The 19031-nt window shown below is 69.9% G+C and carries 15 protein-coding genes, 2 tRNA genes and 1 riboswitch; of the genes, 10 read left to right on the top strand and 7 right to left on the bottom strand.

The genetic code is table 11. The annotated features are described in order from the left end of the window. Positions 1-56: 56 nt before the first annotated feature. The 3 genes from SXIM_RS14150 to SXIM_RS14140 form a co-directional block, all read right to left on the bottom strand. On the bottom strand, positions 57-860 hold the full coding sequence (locus SXIM_RS14150) for a peptidoglycan recognition protein family protein (RefSeq protein ID WP_078635521.1): 804 nt from the start codon (positions 858-860) through the stop codon (positions 57-59). Between the two features lie 7 nt (positions 861-867). Then, positions 868-1512 (bottom strand): NADPH-dependent F420 reductase, encoded by a 645-nt coding sequence (locus SXIM_RS14145; RefSeq protein ID WP_030733008.1) that lies wholly within the window; start codon positions 1510-1512, stop codon positions 868-870. A gap of 72 nt (positions 1513-1584) precedes the next feature. Further along, positions 1585-1950, bottom strand: a complete 366-nt coding sequence (locus tag SXIM_RS14140) for a DUF488 domain-containing protein (RefSeq protein ID WP_030733007.1) — start codon at positions 1948-1950, stop codon at positions 1585-1587. Between the two features lie 96 nt (positions 1951-2046). On the opposite strand from SXIM_RS14140, the gene SXIM_RS14135 reads away from it, so the two are divergent. Genes SXIM_RS14135 through dcd form a run of 3 tightly spaced genes read left to right on the top strand, consistent with a single transcriptional unit; the run spans position 2047 to position 5545 of the window. Next, entirely contained in the window at positions 2047-4203 is a 2157-nt protein-coding gene (locus tag SXIM_RS14135) for a (Fe-S)-binding protein (protein WP_046724237.1), read from the top strand. Between the two features lie 47 nt (positions 4204-4250). Continuing rightward, on the top strand, positions 4251-4952 hold the full coding sequence (locus tag SXIM_RS14130; protein WP_375877996.1) for a Yip1 family protein: 702 nt from the start codon (positions 4251-4253) through the stop codon (positions 4950-4952). Between the two features lie 17 nt (positions 4953-4969). Further along, on the top strand, positions 4970-5545 hold the full coding sequence (gene dcd, locus SXIM_RS14125; RefSeq protein WP_030733001.1) for a dCTP deaminase: 576 nt from the start codon (positions 4970-4972) through the stop codon (positions 5543-5545). Here dcd and SXIM_RS28110 read toward each other — a convergent pair. Next, entirely contained in the window at positions 5513-5716 is a 204-nt protein-coding gene (locus SXIM_RS28110) for a hypothetical protein (protein WP_078635541.1), read from the bottom strand. The two genes, dcd and SXIM_RS28110, sit on opposite strands and share 33 nt — an antisense overlap. Before the next feature lie 77 nt (positions 5717-5793). On the opposite strand from SXIM_RS28110, the gene SXIM_RS14115 reads away from it, so the two are divergent. Beyond that, positions 5794-5867: transfer RNA gene (locus SXIM_RS14115), tRNA-Gly, on the top strand. Positions 5868-6380: 513 nt separating this feature from the next. On the opposite strand, the gene SXIM_RS14110 is transcribed toward SXIM_RS14115, so the two are convergent. Then, complete coding sequence (locus tag SXIM_RS14110) at positions 6381-7847, bottom strand: non-reducing end alpha-L-arabinofuranosidase family hydrolase (protein ID WP_030732999.1); 1467 nt, start codon at positions 7845-7847, stop codon at positions 6381-6383. 1127 nt (positions 7848-8974) lie between these two features. Here SXIM_RS14110 and SXIM_RS14105 point away from each other — a divergent pair. From SXIM_RS14105 to SXIM_RS14095, 3 genes are all read left to right on the top strand, one after another. Beyond that, on the top strand, positions 8975-10396 hold the full coding sequence (locus SXIM_RS14105; protein WP_046724235.1) for an endo-1,4-beta-xylanase: 1422 nt from the start codon (positions 8975-8977) through the stop codon (positions 10394-10396). A gap of 100 nt (positions 10397-10496) precedes the next feature. Beyond that, complete coding sequence (locus SXIM_RS14100; RefSeq protein ID WP_046724230.1) at positions 10497-11819, top strand: RICIN domain-containing protein; 1323 nt, start codon at positions 10497-10499, stop codon at positions 11817-11819. A gap of 142 nt (positions 11820-11961) precedes the next feature. Continuing rightward, positions 11962-12040 (top strand) — tRNA-Gly (locus SXIM_RS14095). Positions 12041-12454: 414 nt separating this feature from the next. On the opposite strand, the gene SXIM_RS14085 is transcribed toward SXIM_RS14095, so the two are convergent. Further along, on the bottom strand, positions 12455-13786 hold the full coding sequence (locus tag SXIM_RS14085; RefSeq protein ID WP_046724228.1) for an MFS transporter: 1332 nt from the start codon (positions 13784-13786) through the stop codon (positions 12455-12457). Between the two features lie 151 nt (positions 13787-13937). Further along, on the bottom strand, positions 13938-15647 hold the full coding sequence (locus SXIM_RS14080) for a PucR family transcriptional regulator (protein ID WP_052385274.1): 1710 nt from the start codon (positions 15645-15647) through the stop codon (positions 13938-13940). A gap of 329 nt (positions 15648-15976) precedes the next feature. On the opposite strand from SXIM_RS14080, the gene SXIM_RS14075 reads away from it, so the two are divergent. The 3 genes from SXIM_RS14075 (at position 15977) to SXIM_RS14065 (ending at position 19025) form a co-directional block, all read left to right on the top strand. Beyond that, a complete protein-coding gene (locus tag SXIM_RS14075) occupies positions 15977-16354 on the top strand; it encodes a peptidase inhibitor family I36 protein (protein WP_030732988.1) in 378 nt (125 codons plus the stop codon). Positions 16355-16548: 194 nt separating this feature from the next. Continuing rightward, positions 16549-16658, top strand: a riboswitch (SAM riboswitch). A 36-nt stretch (positions 16659-16694) separates the two neighbouring features. Further along, positions 16695-17915, top strand: a complete 1221-nt coding sequence (locus tag SXIM_RS14070; protein WP_234306875.1) for a peroxidase-related enzyme — start codon at positions 16695-16697, stop codon at positions 17913-17915. Positions 17916-17942: 27 nt separating this feature from the next. Then, complete coding sequence (locus SXIM_RS14065) at positions 17943-19025, top strand: ABC transporter substrate-binding protein (protein WP_030732982.1); 1083 nt, start codon at positions 17943-17945, stop codon at positions 19023-19025. Positions 19026-19031 lie beyond the last annotated feature (6 nt).

Here is a 19031-nt window from a genome sequence, read left to right as displayed (position 1 = left end):
CACCGGCGTCAAATGACCTGAGCGTGGCCGACTCAACTCTTATCCCATTCTTACGCTCAAGGGGGCCCGGAGGGCTCGGCTCCCGCCCCGTCCCCCCGCAGCCGGGCGGCCTCCGCGCGGATGGCGGGCAGCGCTTCCTGCAGGGCGTCGCCCGGACAGTCCGTGTACGAGGTGTCGCGGTGCCCGGAGATCACCTCGACGTCCACCGCCTCCCCCTCCCCGAAACGGCTGTCGTCATTCGTGGACACCAGCTGGGTGTGCTCGCGCGGATCCACCCCGGACCGCAGCTTCCAGGCGGCGACCCGCGCGATCGCGTCCAGCACCGCCTGCGGCGGCGGGGCGTCGTCGAAGGTCCCCAGCACGGCGACACCCACCGTGTCACTGTTGAAGCCCTCGGTGTGCGCCCCGTACGCGTCCCGCTCCAGGCCGCCGGCCCGGCCCTCGTAGATCGTGCCGCACCGGTCGACCAAGAAGTTGTAGCCGAGGTCGTCCCAGCCGCGCCGGCCGACGTGGTACCCGTACATCTCGCGCAGCATCTCGGGCACCTCGGCGCAGTCGTACACGTCGTCGTGCGCGGTGTGGTGCACGAAGACCGCCTTCACCGCGCCGGTGTACGTGGTCGGCCCGGAGCGCAGGCTCTCGTCCGCCCCCCATTCCTGACGGGTCATGATCCCCTCCGGGCGGGCGGTGGCCCGCTGCGCGGTGGCCGCGCCGCCGTCCGGCTGCCCGCCGCCGCCCCCGGCCTCCCCTGCGCCCGGAACCCCGTCCCAGGTCACCAGGAGGGCGAGCGGCAGGACGGCTGCGGCCAGCGCCCAGCGGCGGCGCGGCCCGTCGGCTGTGGTGATCCGGATCTGCCTCACGCCACCCCTAGGAAATGATCTTGAGTGCGCCGGCCCAGTCGAAGCCGAGCCGGTCCTGGACCGTCATGAGCAGGAACTGGAAGCCCTCCAGCTCCCGCGCCCGGCGCAGCGGCCCGACATCCAGGGGCCGCAGCCCGCCGGAGGAGACGAGCTCGGCGACAGTGGCCTTGGCCCCCTCGTCGTCACCCGCGAGGAACACGTCCAGCCGCTGTCCCGCCACCTCACCGGCCACCAGGGTGGTGGCGAAGGTGGTGTTGAACGCCTTGACGACGGGGACGCCGGGCGCCGCCTCGGCGGCGATCTCCTCGGCCGCGGAGACCCCCGGCGCGGTGACGAGGGAGTCGAAGGTGGTGAAGTCGACGGGGTTGCAGATGTCGACGACGACCGAGCCGGTGAGCGCGGTGCCGTAGTCGCTCACCAGGTCGCGGCCCACGGGGTGCGGCACGGCCAGGACGACGATGTCGGCGTCCTCGACGCCGATCGCGTCCGAGGGCTGCACATGGCCGGTGGGATGACTCTGGCGCAACTCGTCGGCCAGGGCACGCGCCTTGTCGGCGGAGTGGTCGATGAGCCGTACGCTGTGCCCGCCGACCAGTGCCCGGGTGGCGATGCCCCGGGCCATGCTGCCGGCACCCACGATGGTCACGATCATGAGCTCATCGCACCACGCCCCCCGGGGGACCGCACCTCGAATGGGCCCAGGGCGGCGGCCCCCCGCACCGGCTCAGCGGCCCCGCAGCCGCTCCGCCAGCACCGCCGCGTGGCTGCGTTCCGGCTCCCTGACCGAGGTCACGAGGGTGACGGTGTGGGTCCGCGCCTCGGCACGCAGCCGTTCGAGCTCATCGGCCCGTTCGGGGGCTTTCAGTTCGGCCAGATAGCGGCGGCGGAACTCCGCGTACGACGCGTGTTCCCCGTGAAACCAGTGCCGCAGGTCGGTCGAGGGCGTGATCTCCTTGGGCCACTCGTCGATGTGCGCGTCCGCCTTGGAGACCCCGCGCGGCCAGACCCGGTCGATCAGCACCCGGGTCCCGTCCTGTTTGTCCGGCGGGTCGTACACCCGCCGCACCTGAATGTCGGGGCGGCTTGTCATCACTGTCCTCCAAGATGTTTCCAGGATGGCCGGTGAAGTGGGTACCCTCATACGAAGCCGTTAAGTTACCGCCCAGTAAGACCGACAGGAGCTGACATGCAACTGGCCGCGATCGTTGTCTCGCTGGTGCTCACCGCTGTCGCCGTGGCGCTGTTCAGCCGGGCGATCGTGGAGATCGTCCGCTTCCTGCGCCTGGGCCAACCCGTGCCCGAGGGCGCCCGCACCGGCGACCCCGGGGCGCGCACCCTCACCCTGGTCAAGGAGTTCCTCGGCCACACCCGGATGAACCGCTGGGGCATCGTCGGCGTCGCCCACTGGCTGGTCGCCCTCGGCTTCCTCACCCTGGTGCCCACCCTGCTCCAGGCGTACGGCCAGCTCTTCCAGGCCGACTGGCTGCTGCCGGTGATCGGCGGCTTCACCCCCTTCGAGATGTGGACGGAGCTCTTCGCCGCCGGCACCACCGTCGGCATCCTCGTCCTCATCGCCATCCGGCTGCTGAACCTGCCCTCGCGGGCGGGCCGCAAATCGCGCTTCACCGGGTCGACCGCCTGGCAGGCGTACTTCGTCGAGTACGTCATCCTCACCATCGGCGTCGCCATCCTGCTGCTGCGCGGCCTGGAGGGCGCCCTGCACCACGTGGACGGGTACGGCGCGGCGTACTTCGTCTCCTACCCGCTGGTCGCCCTCTTCGACGGGCTGAGCGTCGGCACCCTGCAGACCCTCGTCTACCTGGTCGTCCTCATCAAGATCAGCGTCTCGATGATCTGGGCCATCACCGTCGCCCTGAACACCTCCATGGGCGTCGCCTGGCACCGCTTCCTGGCCTTCCCCAACATCTGGTTCAAGCGCGAGGCGGACGGCGGCACGGCCCTGGGCGCGCTCCAGCCCATGACCTCGGCCGGCAAGCCCATCGACTTCGAGGACCCGGGCGAGGACGACCAGTTCGGCGTCTCGCAGGTCGAGCACTTCTCCTGGAAGGGCCTGCTGGACTTCTCCACCTGCACCGAGTGCGGCCGCTGCCAGTCGCAGTGCCCGGCCTGGAACACCGGCAAGCCGCTCTCCCCGAAGCTGCTGGTGATGTCGCTGCGCGACCACGCGCACGCCAAGGCCCCGTACCTGCTGGCGGGCGAGGAGGCCCCGGAGCGCCCGCTCATCGGCACCGAGGCGGAGCAGGGCGTCATCGACCCCGACGTGCTGTGGTCCTGCACCACGTGCGGCGCGTGCGTCGAGCAGTGCCCGGTGGACATCGAGCACGTCGACCACATCGTCGACATGCGCCGCTACCAGGTGATGATCGAGTCGGCCTTCCCCAGCGAGGCCGGCACGATGCTGAAAAACCTGGAGCGCAAGGGCAACCCCTGGGGGCTCGCGAAGAAGAAGCGCCTGGAGTGGACCAAGGAGGTCGACTTCGAGGTACCCGTCGTCGGCCAGGACGTCGAGGACCTCACCGAGGTCGACTACCTCTACTGGGTGGGCTGCGCCGGCGCCCTGGAGGACCGGGCGAAGAAGACCACGAAGGCGTTCGCGGAGCTGCTGCACACCGCCGGGGTGAAATTCGCGATCATGGGCGGCGAGGAGACCTGCACCGGCGACTCGGCGCGGCGGCTCGGCAACGAGTTCCTGTACCAGCAGCTGGGCCAGCAGAATGTCGAGACCCTCAACGAGGCGTTCGGCTCCATCCCCGTCAAGCGCATCGTGGCCACCTGCCCGCACTGCTTCAACACGCTGGCCAACGAGTACCCGCAGCTGGGCGGCCGGTACGAGGTCATCCACCACACCCAGCTGCTCCAGCACCTGATCGACGAGGGCCGGCTGGTGCCGGTCACCCCGGTCGAGGGCCTGATCACGTACCACGACCCGTGCTACCTGGGCCGGCACAACAAGGTGTACACCCCGCCGCGCGAGATCATCGGCCGGGTGCCGGGACTGCGCAACGAGGAGATGCACCGCCACAAGGAACGCGGCTTCTGCTGTGGCGCGGGCGGCGCCCGGATGTGGATGGAGGAGCGCATCGGCAAGCGCGTGAACGACGAACGCGTGGACGAGGCCCTCTCCCTCAACCCGGACATCGTCTCCACCGCCTGCCCCTTCTGTCTCGTGATGCTGACGGACTCCGTCAACGGGAAGAAGGAGAGCGGCGCCGCGAAGGAGAACCTGCAGGTCGTGGACGTCGCACAGCTCCTGCTGACCTCGGTGAAGACCCCGGTCGCGGCCGCCGAGACGGAGGGCAGCGTGGAAGACCCCGTCAGCTGACAGGGACCGGGTCCGGAAGACCGCCGGGAGGGGGTACGTTCGTACTTGTGCCCGGACAACGAAGGAAGCGCGAGCAAGATCCGCAGCAGCCGTATCCGTACCAGCAGCCGGTCCCCGATCCGTACTACGACGACGGCGGCGGGAACCAGCACCAGGGGTACGGCTACGGCGCGGCGGATCCGACCGAACCGCCACCCGAGCCCCCTCAGCCCCCCCTGCACTGGAAGGAACTGCTGCCGGCGGTCCTCCTGCGGCCGGAGCCCACGTTCTGGCGGATGCGGGACTACCCCATGTGGGGCCCGGCCCTGATCGTCACCTTCCTGTACGGATCGGTGGCGGTCTTCGGCCTCGACAAGGCGCGCGAGGACATACTCAACACCACGGTCTCCAACGCGGTGATCTACCTGCTGATCACCGGGGTCGCCATGGTGCTCGGCTCACTGCTGCTGTCGACGGTGACCCACAACCTGGCCCGGCAGTTCGGCGGCAACGGACTGTGGGCGCCGACCACCGGCCTGGCGATGCTCATCATGGCGCTCACCGATGTGCCGCGCCTGGCGGTGGCCATCTTCGTCGGCGGGGCCAGCCCGGTGGTGCAGATACTGGGCTGGGCGACCTGGCTGTTCGCGGGCGCGCTGTTCACGCTGATGGTGTCCCGCTCCCACGAACTCCCCTGGCCGCGCGCCCTGGCGGCGTCGGCCATCCAGCTGATGTCGCTGCTGATGCTGGTGAAGCTGGGCACGCTGTGACGCTGTAGCCTTCGGGGGTGCTTCTCTCAGACAAGGACATCCGGACGGAAATCGACGCCGGACGGGTACGCATCGACCCCTTCGATCCGTCGATGGTGCAGCCCTCCAGCATCGACGTGCGGCTCGACCGCTACTTCCGGGTGTTCGAGAACCACCGCTACCCCCACATCGACCCCTCGGTCGAGCAGCCCGACCTGACCCGCGTGATCGAGCCGGCCGGCGACGAGCCGTTCATCCTGCACCCCGGGGAGTTCGTCCTCGCCTCGACGTACGAGGTGGTCTCGCTCCCCGAGGATGTGGCCTCCCGGCTGGAGGGCAAGAGCTCCCTCGGACGCCTCGGGCTGCTCACCCACTCGACGGCCGGCTTCATCGACCCGGGCTTCTCGGGCCATGTGACGCTGGAGCTGTCCAACGTGGCGACGCTCCCGATCAAGCTGTGGCCCGGCATGAAGATCGGCCAGCTGTGCATGTTCCGGCTGACCTCGCCGTCCGAACACCCCTACGGATCGAGCGGGGTCGGCTCCCGCTACCAGAACCAGCGCGGGCCGACCCCCTCCCGGTCATACCTGAACTTCCACCGCACCCAGGTCTGACACAGGCACGGCACTGCGCAGCCGCCCGCACCGCGGACACCTCAGCAACCGCGCGGGCCCGATCCGCTCACGACGCAGCTGCCGCAGGGGGAAACGGGGCGCGGCGAACACGTGCCCCTCGGCACAACGGACAACGGTGACCTGCAAAGAGACCCCTCCAGACGCCGGCAACGCGGCCACCTTAAGGGATCCCTCCGACACCCGTCCCCAGCCACTCCCAGGATGCGCTAAACTAGCTCCAGCTCCCGGCGGGCGTAGTTTAATGGTAGAACATGAGCTTCCCAAGCTCAGAGCGCGAGTTCGATTCTCGTCGCCCGCTCCATCTCAAACCCCCAAGTCAGCGACTTGGGGGTTTCTGCTGAGCGAGGCCGGCATGGGGGTCACGTGCCAGATCCGCGCCATATGGAGCCCTTGGGCGCCCGGATAGCCGCGCCTGCGGCTCCTGTGTGACCGCCGGACACCGCCGGTATCCATTTCGCGACACAGAGTGCGTGATGCGCACCACACGCATCCGCACCGCATACCAGTGCACCCAGCGGCATGCCCGAACGGCTCCGAGTGCCCAGCGCCCCGAGCACCGGGAAGACGCCTTCTGGCCACACCACTCCGGAGGCGGAACTGTCTTTCGCTGAACGGATTGTCGTTGCCGACCCGGGGCACGTGGCGTCGTTCGAGGTCGAGACGCTGTAGGGGGAGCGCTCGGGCTGGTCAGCGTTGTGCGGCCCGCGCTCTGTCGCCGTATGACTCCTGACGTTGTCGTGTGACGCGGCGGGCTCGGCGGAAGGCCGAGCCCGCCACGTCGGCTCCATGTCGGAGCCGGAGTCGTGTCACGCCGTCAGCGCTGCAGTGTCAGCAAGCCTGGGCGGTAGGGGAGGAGACCGTAGTCGCCGCCGGAGTTGGGGCTGCGCCCCTGGTAGAGGAGTTGCAGATTGCAGGGGTCGATGGTCATGGTCTGATCGGCGCTCGTGCGGAGCAGTTCGCCGTGGCTGATGTCGTTGGTCCAGGTGGCGCCGCTGTTGGCCTTGCCGGCGAAGGGGTTGTTCTCGGTCGCGGCTTGGGGTGTCCACGAGCCGTTCAGGCTGGTGGCTGTGAACGAGCGGAAGTAGCGGCCTTGCGAGCCGATCGCCTCGACGATCATGAGGTAGCGGTTCTCACCCTGAAGTTTGTAGACCTGCGGGCCTTCGAACAGGTTGTTCTGCGTATCGCTCATGATCACGGTCGATGTCGAGCCGAAGCTGCTCGGGAAGTTCCCGATCGGCATACTGGCCCGGTAGATCCTGCCGTTGTCACCGGCGAAGAACAGGTACATGTTCGTGTCGTCAGCGATGAGCGTCTGGTCGATGGGACCGGTCTGGGAGTCGGAGATTCTTCCGGAGAAGAGCTCCTGCTCGGCCGACCAGCCGTTCGGGTTGGTGGGGTCGCTTGAGGTCCGGTAGGAGAAGGAGGTCCTGCCCCACTGGTAGGCGAGCACCCAGATGTTCTTCGGCGCGAAGTAGAAGAGCGTGGGCGCGACGGTGGAAGCTGACATCGTGTTCTGGCTGGCCGAGGCCATCTGCGACCAGTTGCCGAACAGGCTGAAGTTCATCGAACCCCAGCGCGTCCCGGTGTCGTGCGTCGTCGCGTAGACGAGGTGCTGGCCGTTGTAGGGGGCGACGGTGAAGTCCTTGAGCGAGACCCAACCCGCCTTGGGCTGCGCCAGCGCGCCCGTTGATGTCCAGCGGTATGTCGATGGCAGAGCGCACGGGCTGGGGTTGCCGCCGCCGACCTTGACGAGCTGCCACTGCTGATTGGCGCCGTTCCAGTCGTCGTACTGGACGATGTTCGCGCTGTCGGCGGTGGAGGCGCCTTGTACTTCGAGGGCCTTGCCGCTGTGACGCGAAATGAACCTCACGTAGCCATCAGAGCTGTCGGCCACCCGCCACTGCTGGTTGGTGGCGTTCAGGTCGGTCCACTGGACGATCGAGCCGCCGTTCTGGGTGGACCAGTTGTGGATGTCCAGGACCTTGCCGGAGTGGCGGGATTTGATGCGGTAGTTGCCGTTGCCGGAGTCGACGAACTGCCACTGCTGCTGGGCCTGGTCGTTCCTGGTCCACTGGGTGATGCGTGCGCCATCGCCGGTCGCCTGGTTGTAGACGTCCAGGGCCTTGCCGCTGTTGCGGTTGACCAGCACGTACGAGGCGTTGGGGTCGATGGTCGCCGCGCTGGCGGGCTGGGCACCGAGGAAGGTGGCCACGAGCAGTAAGGGCGCAAGGACGGCGAGCAGGCGTCTCCGGCGGAGCGGGGACGGACGGCGAAGCCACATGAGGCATCCCTTTCTGGGGTCGGGGGTGGGGTGACCCCGATGAACCGCAACGGCCGCCCCGGGGGGTCAGGGACGGGAGAGGTGCGAAAGCGGCCGCGTGTGCCGAAGAGTTGGTGCGCTGGGCGCTCAACCGGAGCGCTTCGCCGTGGACGGAGACGAGAGATACCTCCAGCCTTCAGCCGTCCCAGCTGACGACCCGTTGTAACAGCTGCCGCCGGGGGGCCGTCACACCAGCGGATCCACTGTGCGTCCGGTGGGTGTCGGCCCTGGAGACCTCCGGGGCGGGAAGCGTCAAGCATCGAAAACTTACGAAACTTCACGGACTCCTTGGCGCCACAAGGTAGGAACATGTGACCTCTCGGTCAAGACCTGTCACCCATCTGTCCACAAACAGCGCCTCTCCTTCGCGCTTGAGGGGGCACGTCCGACCCCGGCCGGCACTCGGCCTCGCGCGACCGGCCGGCACCTGGACCTGTCGCCTCAGGGGCCGCTTGACCTCGCCGACCTGCTGTTTCGCTCCCCTTGTCGGGGCCCGTGCCAACGGCCCCCACCGACGGCGGCGCCGGGGGTCAGGCCGTCCCCGTCGAGCTCACCGGGCTTCCGGAAATTTTCGGTCGAGATGCGGAACATTCCGCGAGGATGATTGACGATCCACCGTCAACCCCTCACTCTCGCTGTCTGAGAAGGCAGTTGCCGCTCGCACTTCGAACAGTCCGCCCCGAGTGTTCTGTGGTGCACGGCAGAGCCGCGCACCACAGCACCCGCGCCACCCCGTTTCCGATCCGGTGAGGTTCACGCCGGCGCATCCTGGCTCTTCGCACAATCGGAGAGGTAAGCGACGCCGCGTGGCGGTCCGCCGGTTGAGCCGCCATGGAGCACCCCATGCCTCTGTCGCAACCCCGCCACGGCCCCGCGTCCGGTACGCGCGGCCGTGGTCGTCCATTACGGCCCGGCGTCGTCGTCGCTCATCGTCCCCGCCGAATCCGCTGCCCTTCGGCGCGCCCATGGTGTCCGGTCATCCCGTGATGCCCGGGTTCCGGCCCGCCTCGTCCGCCCGCCGCGTGGGGGCGGACGACGCCTCCGCCGCACTTCAGCCCTTCCGTGACGTCTACCCAGGAGGCACAGTCATGGGCTCGTACGCCATATCTCCACCCACCGCCCGCCGGAAGTTCCAGGGTCTACTGATAGCGCTGGTCGTCGGCGTCCTCGGGGTGGTCGGTGCCCTGGTCAACCCGCCGAGCGCACACGCCGCCGAGAGCACGCTCGGCGCCGCGGCGGCGCAGAGCGGTCGTTACTTCGGCGTCGCCATCGCCTCGGGCAGGTTGAACGACTCGGTGTACACGAGTATCGCGAGCCGCGAGTTCAACTCGGTGACGGCCGAGAACGAGATGAAGATCGATGCCACCCAACCCCAGCGGGGACAGTTCAACTTCACCGCAGGTGACCGCGTCTACAACTGGGCGGTGCAGAACGGCAAGCAGGTGCGCGGCCACACCCTGGCCTGGCACTCCCAGCAGCCCGGCTGGATGCAGAGCCTCAACGGCAGCGAGCTGCGCCGGGCGATGAACGACCACATCACCGGCGTGATGACCCACTACCGCGGCAAGATCGTCGAGTGGGACGTCGTGAACGAAGCCTTCGCCGACGGCGGTTCGGGAGCCCGGCGCGACTCCAACCTGCAGCGCTCCGGCAACGACTGGATCGAGGTCGCCTTCCGCACCGCGCGCGCCGTCGACCCGGCCGCCAAGCTCTGCTACAACGACTACAACGTAGAGAACTGGAACTCGGCCAAAACGCAGGCCATGTACTCCATGGTCCGGGACTTCAAGCAGCGCGGCGTGCCGATCGACTGTGTCGGCTTCCAGGCGCACTTCAACGAAGGCAACCCCTACAACAGCAACTTCCGTACCACCCTGCAGAGTTTCGCCGCGCTCGGCGTCGACGTGTCCGTCACCGAGCTCGACATCCAGGGCGCCTCGCCCACGACTTTCGCCAACGTGACCAATGACTGCCTGGCGGTCGCGCGCTGCGTCGGCATCACCGTCTGGGGTGTGCGCGACAGCGACTCCTGGCGATCGCAGCACACGCCGCTGCTGTTCAACAACAACGGCAGCAAGAAGCCCGCCTACGACGCCGTCCTCAACGCGCTCAACGGCGGCTCGTCCACGCCCATTCCGGGTGGGCGGATCAGGGGCGTCGGTTCGGAGCGGTGCCTGGACGTGCCCAACTCCAGCACCACCGACGGCACCCAGGTCCAGCTGTGGGACTGCCACGGCGGCACCAACCAGCAGTGGACGCACACCGCCGACGGCGAGTTCAGGGTCTACGGCAACAAGTGCCTGGACGCCGGCGGCACCGGCAACGGCGCCAGAGTTCAGATCTACAGCTGCTGGGGCGGCGACAACCAGAAATGGCGCGTGAACTCCGACGGCTCCATCGTCGGCGTCCAGTCCGGCCTCTGCCTCGATGCCACAGGCTCCGGCAACGGCGCCCTGCTCCAGCTCTACTCCTGCTGGAACGGCAGCAACCAGCGCTGGGCCGTCACCTGATGGGGGCCGTCGCTGACAAGGGAGTGACTCGATGAAGATCCCTGGTGCGGCTCGCTCCGCCCGCCCACACGGATCTCGATGGTGGTCCCGGATCACCGCCGTGCTGGCGACGGTCCTCGCGACCGGTCTGCTCACCTCGGTGATCACCACGCCCGCCCAGGGGCTGTCAGCGTCCGCCGAGGCCGCGGCGGTGGACACAGACACCTGGTACGTCCTGGTCAATCGCAACAGCGGCAAGGCACTGGACGTCGCGGGCGCCTCGACCGCCGACGGGGCCGCGCTCCAGCAGTGGACGCGCCACGACGGAACCAACCAGCAGTGGCAGTTCGTGGACGCCGGCAACGGCTTCTACCGGCTCAAGGCCCGGCATTCGGACAAGGTTCTCGACGTCGCGGGCGCCTCGACCGCCGACGGTGCCGCGGTCCAGCAGTGGGCCGACCACAACGGAGCCAACCAGCAGTTCCGGCTGGCCGACTCCGACGCGGAACACGTCCGGCTGATCAACCGCGGCAGCGGCAAGGCGGTAGAGGTGCGGGACGCCTCGACCGCCGACGGCGGCAGCATCATCCAGTACGCCGACTGGGGCGGCACCAACCAGCAATGGCGAATGATCAAGCTGTCGTCCGGTGGCGAGGGCGGATGCGGCAGCGCCCCGGGGCTGACGAGCGGCACGCACACGATCCAGAGCGGCGGCAAGAGCCGCAGCTTCATCCTCAGAGTCCCTGCCAACTACGACAACAACCGTCCCTACCGGCTGATCTTCGCATTCCACTGGCGAGGCGGAACCGCCCAGGACGTCGCCTCCGGCGGAACGAGCGGGAACGCCTGGTCCTACTACGGCCAGCAGGAACAGTCGAACAACACCGCGATCCTCGTCGCTCCCCAGGGCCTCGACAACGGCTGGGCCAATGCGGGCGGTGAGGACATCACCTTCGTCGACGACATGATCCGGCGCATCGAGGCCGGCCTCTGCGTCAACCCGGCACAGCGTTTCGCCACGGGGTTCAGCTGGGGCGGCGGCATGAGCTACGCACTCGCCTGCGCCCGGGCGAACGACTTCAGGGCCGTCGCGGTCATCGCCGGCGCCCAGATCAGCGGGTGCAGCGGCGGCAACCAGCCCATCGCGTACTTCGGCATCCACGGCATCAGCGACTCCGTTCTCAACATCGCGCAAGGACGGTCCCTGCGCGACAGGTTCGTCAGCAACAACGGCTGCACTTCCCAGAGCCCGCGCGAGCCCGCGCCGGGCAGCCGAACGCACATCACCACCACGTACTCGGGCTGCCGTGCCGGGTACCCGGTCCAGTGGGCCGCGTTCGACGGAGGCCACATTCCCGGTCCGGTCGACGGCTCCCCCAACGAAAGCGGCGTCGCCACCTGGACCAAGGGAGAGATCTGGAGGTTCTTCGCACAGTTCGAGTGACACACCCGCGTGAGGTGTGGCGGGCTGCGCGGGCCCCTGTGGCCCGGTGAGACGTGCCCGATGCTTGCCCGTGCGGGCGGCCGTTCACGGTCAACGGCGGTTCTCCGTGGCCTGCCGGACTGTCGCCGTCGGCGGCAGTCCGGCGGGTCGGCGACCACGGGCCCGCCAAGAGCTCAGTGCTTCCCGAGCTCAGAGCGCGAGTTCGATTCTCGTCGCCCGCTCTTTACACGAAGGCCCAGGTCAAGGACACCATCCCCGATCTGGGCCTTCGTCGTGCTCGAATCTGTTGGGCGCCCCGTGCGAGATTCGTGCCGAATTCCTGTCGCCCGGCCACCTCGGCATGCCCGCCGCCCTCGGCGGCCAGATCCAGATCTCCGCCGTCTTCGGCGACGACCTTTACATCCCGCGCGGCACGGACACTCGCACGGCGTAGGCCCCAGGCCCTTTGCGCATGGGTGTGATTGGCGCGCAGGTCTTCCGGACTTCGGCAGCCCGCTCACCGGGGACCACGCGTTCCGGCTTCTGCCCGACGACCTGTAGGTGTTTCTCCGGCGTTCCGTGCGATGGGAGGCGGGAGGTGGAAGGCCCAGGCAGGGCGGGGGCCTTGCCTGGGCCGGGTGGTCTGGGGGCGGGGGTCAGACGGTGTCCAGGTCGCGTTCCTTCGTTTCGGGGAGGGCCAGGGTGCACAGCAGGGAGAACAGGGCCATGGCGCTCATGAACCAGCCGCCGACCGAGGCGCTGTAGTTCTCCGCCAGGGCTGTGACGATGAGCGGGGCCGCCGCGCCGCCCAGGACGCCGCCAAGGTTGTAGGAGAAGCCGGCGCCGGAGTAGCGCATCCTGGTGCCGAACAGTTCGGGCAGGTAGGCGCCGGCCGGGCCGTAGATGATGCCCATGCACAGCAGGGCACCGCTCAGCGCCACGGCGATGAGGAGGTAGTTGCCGGTGTCGAGCAGGGGGAAGAGGACGGCGCCCCAGACGATGCCGAACGCCGCGCCGCCGAGGATCAGTTTGCGGCGGCCGACGCGGTCCGACCACCGGGCCACGAGGTAGGTGGAGACGCCGAGAACCACGACGGCGACAAGGGTGAGCAGCAGCATGTCGTTCTTGGGGATGCCGAGGTCGTCGGTGGTGTAGGTCATGCAGTAGGTGGCCGCCGTGTAGAACATGACGTACACGACGGTGATCATCCCGGCGCCGAGCAGCATCTCCCTGGGGTGCTTGCGGAACGCCTCAGCCAGCGGGGCCTTGGCCGTCTCGCGCTGTTCGGTGACCTTCGTGAAGGCGGGCGTCTCGGCGACCTTGAGGCGGATCACGAGGCCAACGGCGACCAGGACGAACGAGAGCAGGAAGGGGATGCGCCAGCCCCAACTGTCGAACGAGGCGTCGTCCAGCACCGAGGACATGATCAGGAAGGTGAGGGTGGCCGCGAAGTAGCCGACGGGTGAGCCCATCTGGGGTGCCGCGGCGTACAGGCCGCGTTTGTTCTTGGGGGCGTGTTCGACGGCGAGGAGCGCGGCACCGCCCCACTCGCCGCCCAGGCCCAGGCCCTGGATGATCCGCAGCAGCACGAGCAGGATCGGCGCCAGTACGCCGAGGGTGGCGTAGCCGGGCAGCAGCCCGATGAGCCCGGTGGACAGGCCCATCATCAGCAGGGAGACCACCAGGACGGCCTTGCGGCCCACCCGGTCGCCGAAGTGGCCGAAGATCGCGGCGCCCAGGGGGCGGGCGGCGAAGCCGACCGCGAAGGTGGACAGGCTGGCCAGGGTGCCGGCCGTCTTGGAGAGTTCGGGGAAGAAGGCGTCGTTGAGGACGAGGGCGGCCGCGGTTCCGTAGATGTAGTAGTCGTAGAACTCGATGGCCGTGCCGACGAAGCTGGCGGTGGCGATCCGCCGCATGCCGGCCGGGGCGGAAGCGGCGTCGGTGGTGGGCTGGTCGGCGGTGGCGCCGGGGGGCGCGGAGGAAGACATGACGGGCCTCCGGGGGGAGTGGTCGGGGCAGGGACGCCGTCGTGGAAGGCGAACAGGGTGTGAACGTAAGCCGTCCCGCCCGCCCCACCTCTTGTCCGCCACGACAGCGCTCGGGGCCCCGATGTGTCCGTCCCGACAACGGGGTCGCGGCTCAGACGCCCGGGAAGGCCGCGTCGCTCGCATCCCGTGGGTTCAGCTCCAGGCGCAGCTGGAGCGTGGCGGCGAGCCGGTGTTCGGGGTCGGCGAGGTCGAGGCCCGTCAGCGCCACCGCCTTGCGGACCCGGTAACGCAGCGTGTTGGGGTGCACGTTGAGCTGTCCGGCCACCGCCGTGACGTCGCCGAACCCGTCGAGGTAGAGCATCAGGGACCGGGCCAGGTCGGTGCCCTGGTCACGGTCGCGCGCGGCGAGGGCGGCCACCGCGGGAAAGCGCAACCGCGGTGTCCGCTCCAGCAGTTCCAGGGTGTCGCCGACGAGCAGGGCCGGGGCGAGCCGGGTGTGGGTGCCGACAGTGGTGGCCTGGGTGCGGGCCAACAGGCGCAGCGCGCGGTGGCCGCGGAGCTTGACGGAGGGGATGTCGGTCAGCCGCTCGGCGCGGCCGGCCACGACCGCCTGGACCGGGGTGCCGGTCATGCGGCGCAGCGTGACCACCAGTTCCTCGGCCCAGCGCACCAGGCTTGCCTCGTCGGGCGGTGTCCCCGCGTCGGCGGCGGCTCGTGGGCGCGGGGCTCCCGCCGGGGACGGGAGGATGGCGTAGATCTGCCCGCAGGCCTGGACGACGAGGGCGTTCTCCCGGTGCGCGGCGGCATGGACGGAGGTGATGCCGGCCGCCTCGGCGCGGCGGACGTCCGCCGGTGCGGGGGCGACTCCGTCGGCCGGGCCGCGCAGGTCGACGGCGACCACGTCTGCTCCGGCGGCCGGGTCGATGCCGAGGTGGGCGGCGAGGGCGGCGGCGTCGAACCGGCCGGTGAGCAGTCCGTGGCTGAGCTCCTCGCGGGAGGCGAGCCGGGCGCGCGCGTCGCCCTGGAAGTAGTGGTCGGCGAGTTGTGCGGCGGCGATGCGGGCGGCGCCGCGCAGTAGTTCGGGTGTCCGTGCGGCGAGCGGCCGGCCGCCCTCCTGCACCCAGATGATCCCCAGCGGGCGGCGTCCGGCGTTGATCCCGATCGCCAGCCGTCGCCGCGCGCCCATCTCCGGCTGCTCCCCGACCGGGACGACCTCGTCGCCCTCGCGGACGCGCTGGTACACGCCGAGCCGGCGCAGCAGCGCCAGATAGGGCTCGGGGCAGCTGCGGCCGAGGATGGAGCGGCGGCGCAGTTCGTCGGCCTCGTCGCCGGAGCCGGCGTACGCGACGACGCGGTGCGCGCCGTCCTCGATGCTGACCACCCCGTGGGTGAGCGTGGCCACGGTCTGCGCCAGGGAGAACAGGTCGCCGTCGCGGCCCGCCGCGAGCGCGCCGGACGGTACGGCGAGGGCGGCCCGTACCTCGGCCTCCGCGCGGTCCCAGCGCAGCCCCCGGGGGATGCCGAGGACGGCGATCCCGGTGTGTTCGGCCGCCGCGCGTACCGCGTCCGGCAGTTCCTCGCCGTGGGTGCGCACGGCGAGCGCGGTCGCTCCGGCGGCGCCGGCTGCCGCCACCATCGCGGGTGCCTCCGTCTCCCGTACGCCGATCGCGAGGACGAGGGCGCCGGCCGCCCCGTCGAGGGGTTCTCCCGGCTCGGCGATGACCACGTCGGCGATCTGGCCGTCGCCCGGCCCGCAGTGGGGCGGCCCGGGCTCCAGGAGGTCGGCGAAGTGGCGGACCACGGCATCGACGGTCAGCCCGCTGCGGGCGGGGGCGGCCGGCTCCAGGGGGATGTCGTTCACCGGGGCAGCGTAGAGGGGGTCCGGCGGCGGGGCTGCGGGCGTCCGGGCATCGGTCGGGGGAGGACGAGGCGGTGGATCGTGGCTCGTGGCGCAACAGGAGGGGGGTCGGCGGTGTCTGCGGGCGTCATCCCGGCGCCGTGCCGGTCACTCGTCCGGGGGGATCCGGTCCGGGCACCAATCTTGCAACTCGGCCGATTCCAGCAGGAGTTGAGGAGCGTTCCGATGGTCGGGCGGTCATAGGTCCTCTGGTCCGGGCCACCGTGGCGCTCCTAGCCTTCTTGCGCACACATCGTGTAATGACAGGCACACAAAACATAGGGGGATTCCAGGTGGAAAACCGGAAGATTGCCTCACGTCTGGCGAGCATCGGGGCGGCGCTGACCTTCGCGGTGGCGACCGCGGGGCTGGCGGCGGTGCCGGCGGCGGCTGATTCCAGTCAGTGCTCGGCCGGGAACTTCTGCGTGTGGGAGCACTCCAGCTACACCGGCAAGTTCCTGCAGTCCAAGAGCTCCGTGTCGAACGTCGGCAACGACTTCAACGACAAGATGACCTCCTACTGGAACCGCACTGACAAGACGGTCGCCGTCTACCAGCACGACAAGTACACCGGCTGCATGTTCTCCGTCGGCCCGGGCAAGTCCGAGGCGGCGGTGGCCTCGCACTTCAACGACAAGATGACCTCCTTCAAGGTCGGCTCCTCCTGTTGATCTCCCCCTGAGCACGCGGGCCCCGGGTCGCCGATCCGGGGCCCGTCCCCACGTGCGCGCCTGCGTGCGTGTCTCACATGACGGACAGGGTGCCCTTGCGAGAACTGGGCCGTCCCTCCGCGTGAGACGCGTTGGTCTCATATGGCGGACAGTGGGTGTTTCGCGCGGAGTCGGTGGTGCTAGGTTGCTGATCAGGTCAAGAGCGCCAGCGCCAAGTCCCGGCTCGCTGGCCGGCAACCCTCCTGCACGGCGGGGTGCCCCCGGGACCGACGACCGGGCTGCGGTGATGCGGCAAGCGTGCTCCTCGTGAGACCTCGTTCTCGTCCTCGACGATTTCGACATGTTTGCCCGTGCCTCGGCCGACCACGCGACCGAGCACCACGAGGCGGAACTCATGAGCACCACCCCCGACGACATCGCACGACTGGCCGGGCTCGACGAGCGGATCGCGGCGGCCAGGGCCACCAAACCGCTGGTCGCACAGCGCGCCCAGGAAGCCTCGGACGCGCTGTTCGGCGGCGAGGCGGCGGTGAGCGTACCGGTACGCCGGGGGCTGGCCGCCCTGGCCGCGCGCCGGCACGGCGTCGACGCGCTCGTCCAAGATCACGTACGGCTCGGGGCGGACACCGCGTTCCTCAGCGACGAACTGCCCGAGGACCCCACGCTGCGCGCCGCCGCCGCCCACGTCGACCTCATCTCCGTCTCCCCCGCCCTGGCCACCCGCGCGGACCTCGACCTGCTGACCGAAGCCGGCTGGACGCCCGACGACATCGTCGTCATCTCGCAGGTCGCCGCTTTCACCGCCTTCCAGGCGCGCGCCATCCAGGGACTGCGGCTGCTCCAGGGGCAGAACCCCGAGCCGGCCGACACGCCGCACCGCCCCACGCCGGGGCGGGGCCGCACCAAGAGCACCGCGCGGGTGGCGTCCAACGGACGCGAGCGCCCCGTCGCGTACACCCGTGAGCTCCTGTCCTGGACGGCCTGGGTGCCCCCCGTGCCCACCGACGAACTCACCCCCGAGCAGGAGGACTCCTTCCGGGGCAAGACCAACGGCGAGTACTTCCGGCTGCTGGCCCGGCTGCCCCGGGTGCTGGCCGCCCGCACCTCCCTGGACGCCGCGATCTTCGCCACCCGCGAAGGGCTGCCCCGCGCCGAACGCGAACTGGCCGCCGCCGCGACCAGCAAGGTGACCGACTGCGTCTACTGCGCCTCCGTGCACGCCCGCAAGTCCGCCCAGATGTCGAAGCGGCCCGAGGACGTGGACCGGCTGCTCGGCGTCTCCCTCCAGCGGGACGCCGACTGGCTTCCGGCCGCCACCGCTCCGCTCGCCGCCGGGCAGGACGCGCGGTGGACGGCGGTCATCGAGTTCGCCGCTGCCCTGGCCACCACCCCGGTCAGCGCCACCACCGCCCACGTGGACCGGCTGCGCGCCGAGGGGCTGGCGGACACCGAGCTGACCGACCTGGTCGCCGCCACCGCGTTCTTCGGCTGGGCGAACCGGCTGATGCTCAGCCTCGGCGACCCGTACTGGCCGGACGCCGCGCCCACCCCCGCCCGCTGACCCACCCGCAGAACGGAACCCCTCATCATGAGCCAACGGCTTTCCCGCACCGTCGCCCTCGCCGCCGTCACCGGTGTCGTGCTGTCCCTGGGCGCGTGCGGCACCGTGGTCAAGGAGACGGACGACAGCAGCGGTGACGGCGGCGGTGACCGGACGCTCACGGTCGTCGACGACGCCGGGCGCACCGTCGAACTCGACGGGCCCGCCGAGCGCGCCGTCGTCCTCAACAGCTACGGCAACGAGTTCGCCCAGGCCATCGGCGCCGGCGACCGGGTCGTCGGCTACGACCGGGTCTCCGCCGCCCGGCTGCCCTACCTGGGGATATCCGACGACGAGGTGGTCAGCGAGGACCTCCAGGAGATCAACTACGAGTCGGTCGCCGAACTCGACCCCGATGTCCTCATCATCCCGCGCAACGGCGCCTGGCAGGAGGCCGCCCGGCAGCTGGAGCCCTTCGGCATCCCCGTCGTGGTCGCCACCGCCTGGGACTTCGACGTCTTCCACGAGACCGTGGAACTGCTGGGCGAGGTCTTCGGCGAGACCGAAGGAGCCCAGCGGGTCTCCGGGTTCTACGACGAGATCTTCGACGTGATCAGCGAGCGGGTGGCCGGCACCGACCCGGTCCGCGTGTACTGGGAGACCGAGCAGCCCTACCTCACCGGCCTCCCGGGCTCCGGCTTCGACCAGATCATCGTGGCCGCCGGCGGCGAGAACATCTACGGCGACCTGGACACCGGCGGCGACCAGCAGGCCGAGACCACCGTGGACCCCGCCTCGATCCTGGAGCGCGACCCGCAGGTCGTGGTCCACGAGTTCGGGCCCTCCGCCGAACCCACCGGCCAGGAGCGCTTCGACACCCTGGCCGCCGAACTCACCGGCCGGGCCGGCTGGCAGGACCTCACGGCCGTCGCCGAGGACCGGGTCTTCGTCACCAACGGCTGGGCCACCAGCGGCCTGTCCAAGGCCATCGGCGCGCTGTACCTGGCGAGCTGGCTGCACCCGCGGGAGTTCGCCGACGTCGACCCGGGCACGTACCTGGAGCGCTGGGCCACCGAGTTCCAGGGCGCGGACTTCCCCGGCGACGACGCGTACATCCAGAAGGCGGGCTGAGCGGCG

This window comes from Streptomyces xiamenensis (assembly GCF_000993785.3).
Taxonomy (GTDB): domain Bacteria; phylum Actinomycetota; class Actinomycetes; order Streptomycetales; family Streptomycetaceae; genus Streptomyces; species Streptomyces xiamenensis.
The sequence above is the reverse complement of the archived record's forward strand: the minus strand, read 5'-3'. Positions and strand labels throughout refer to the sequence as shown.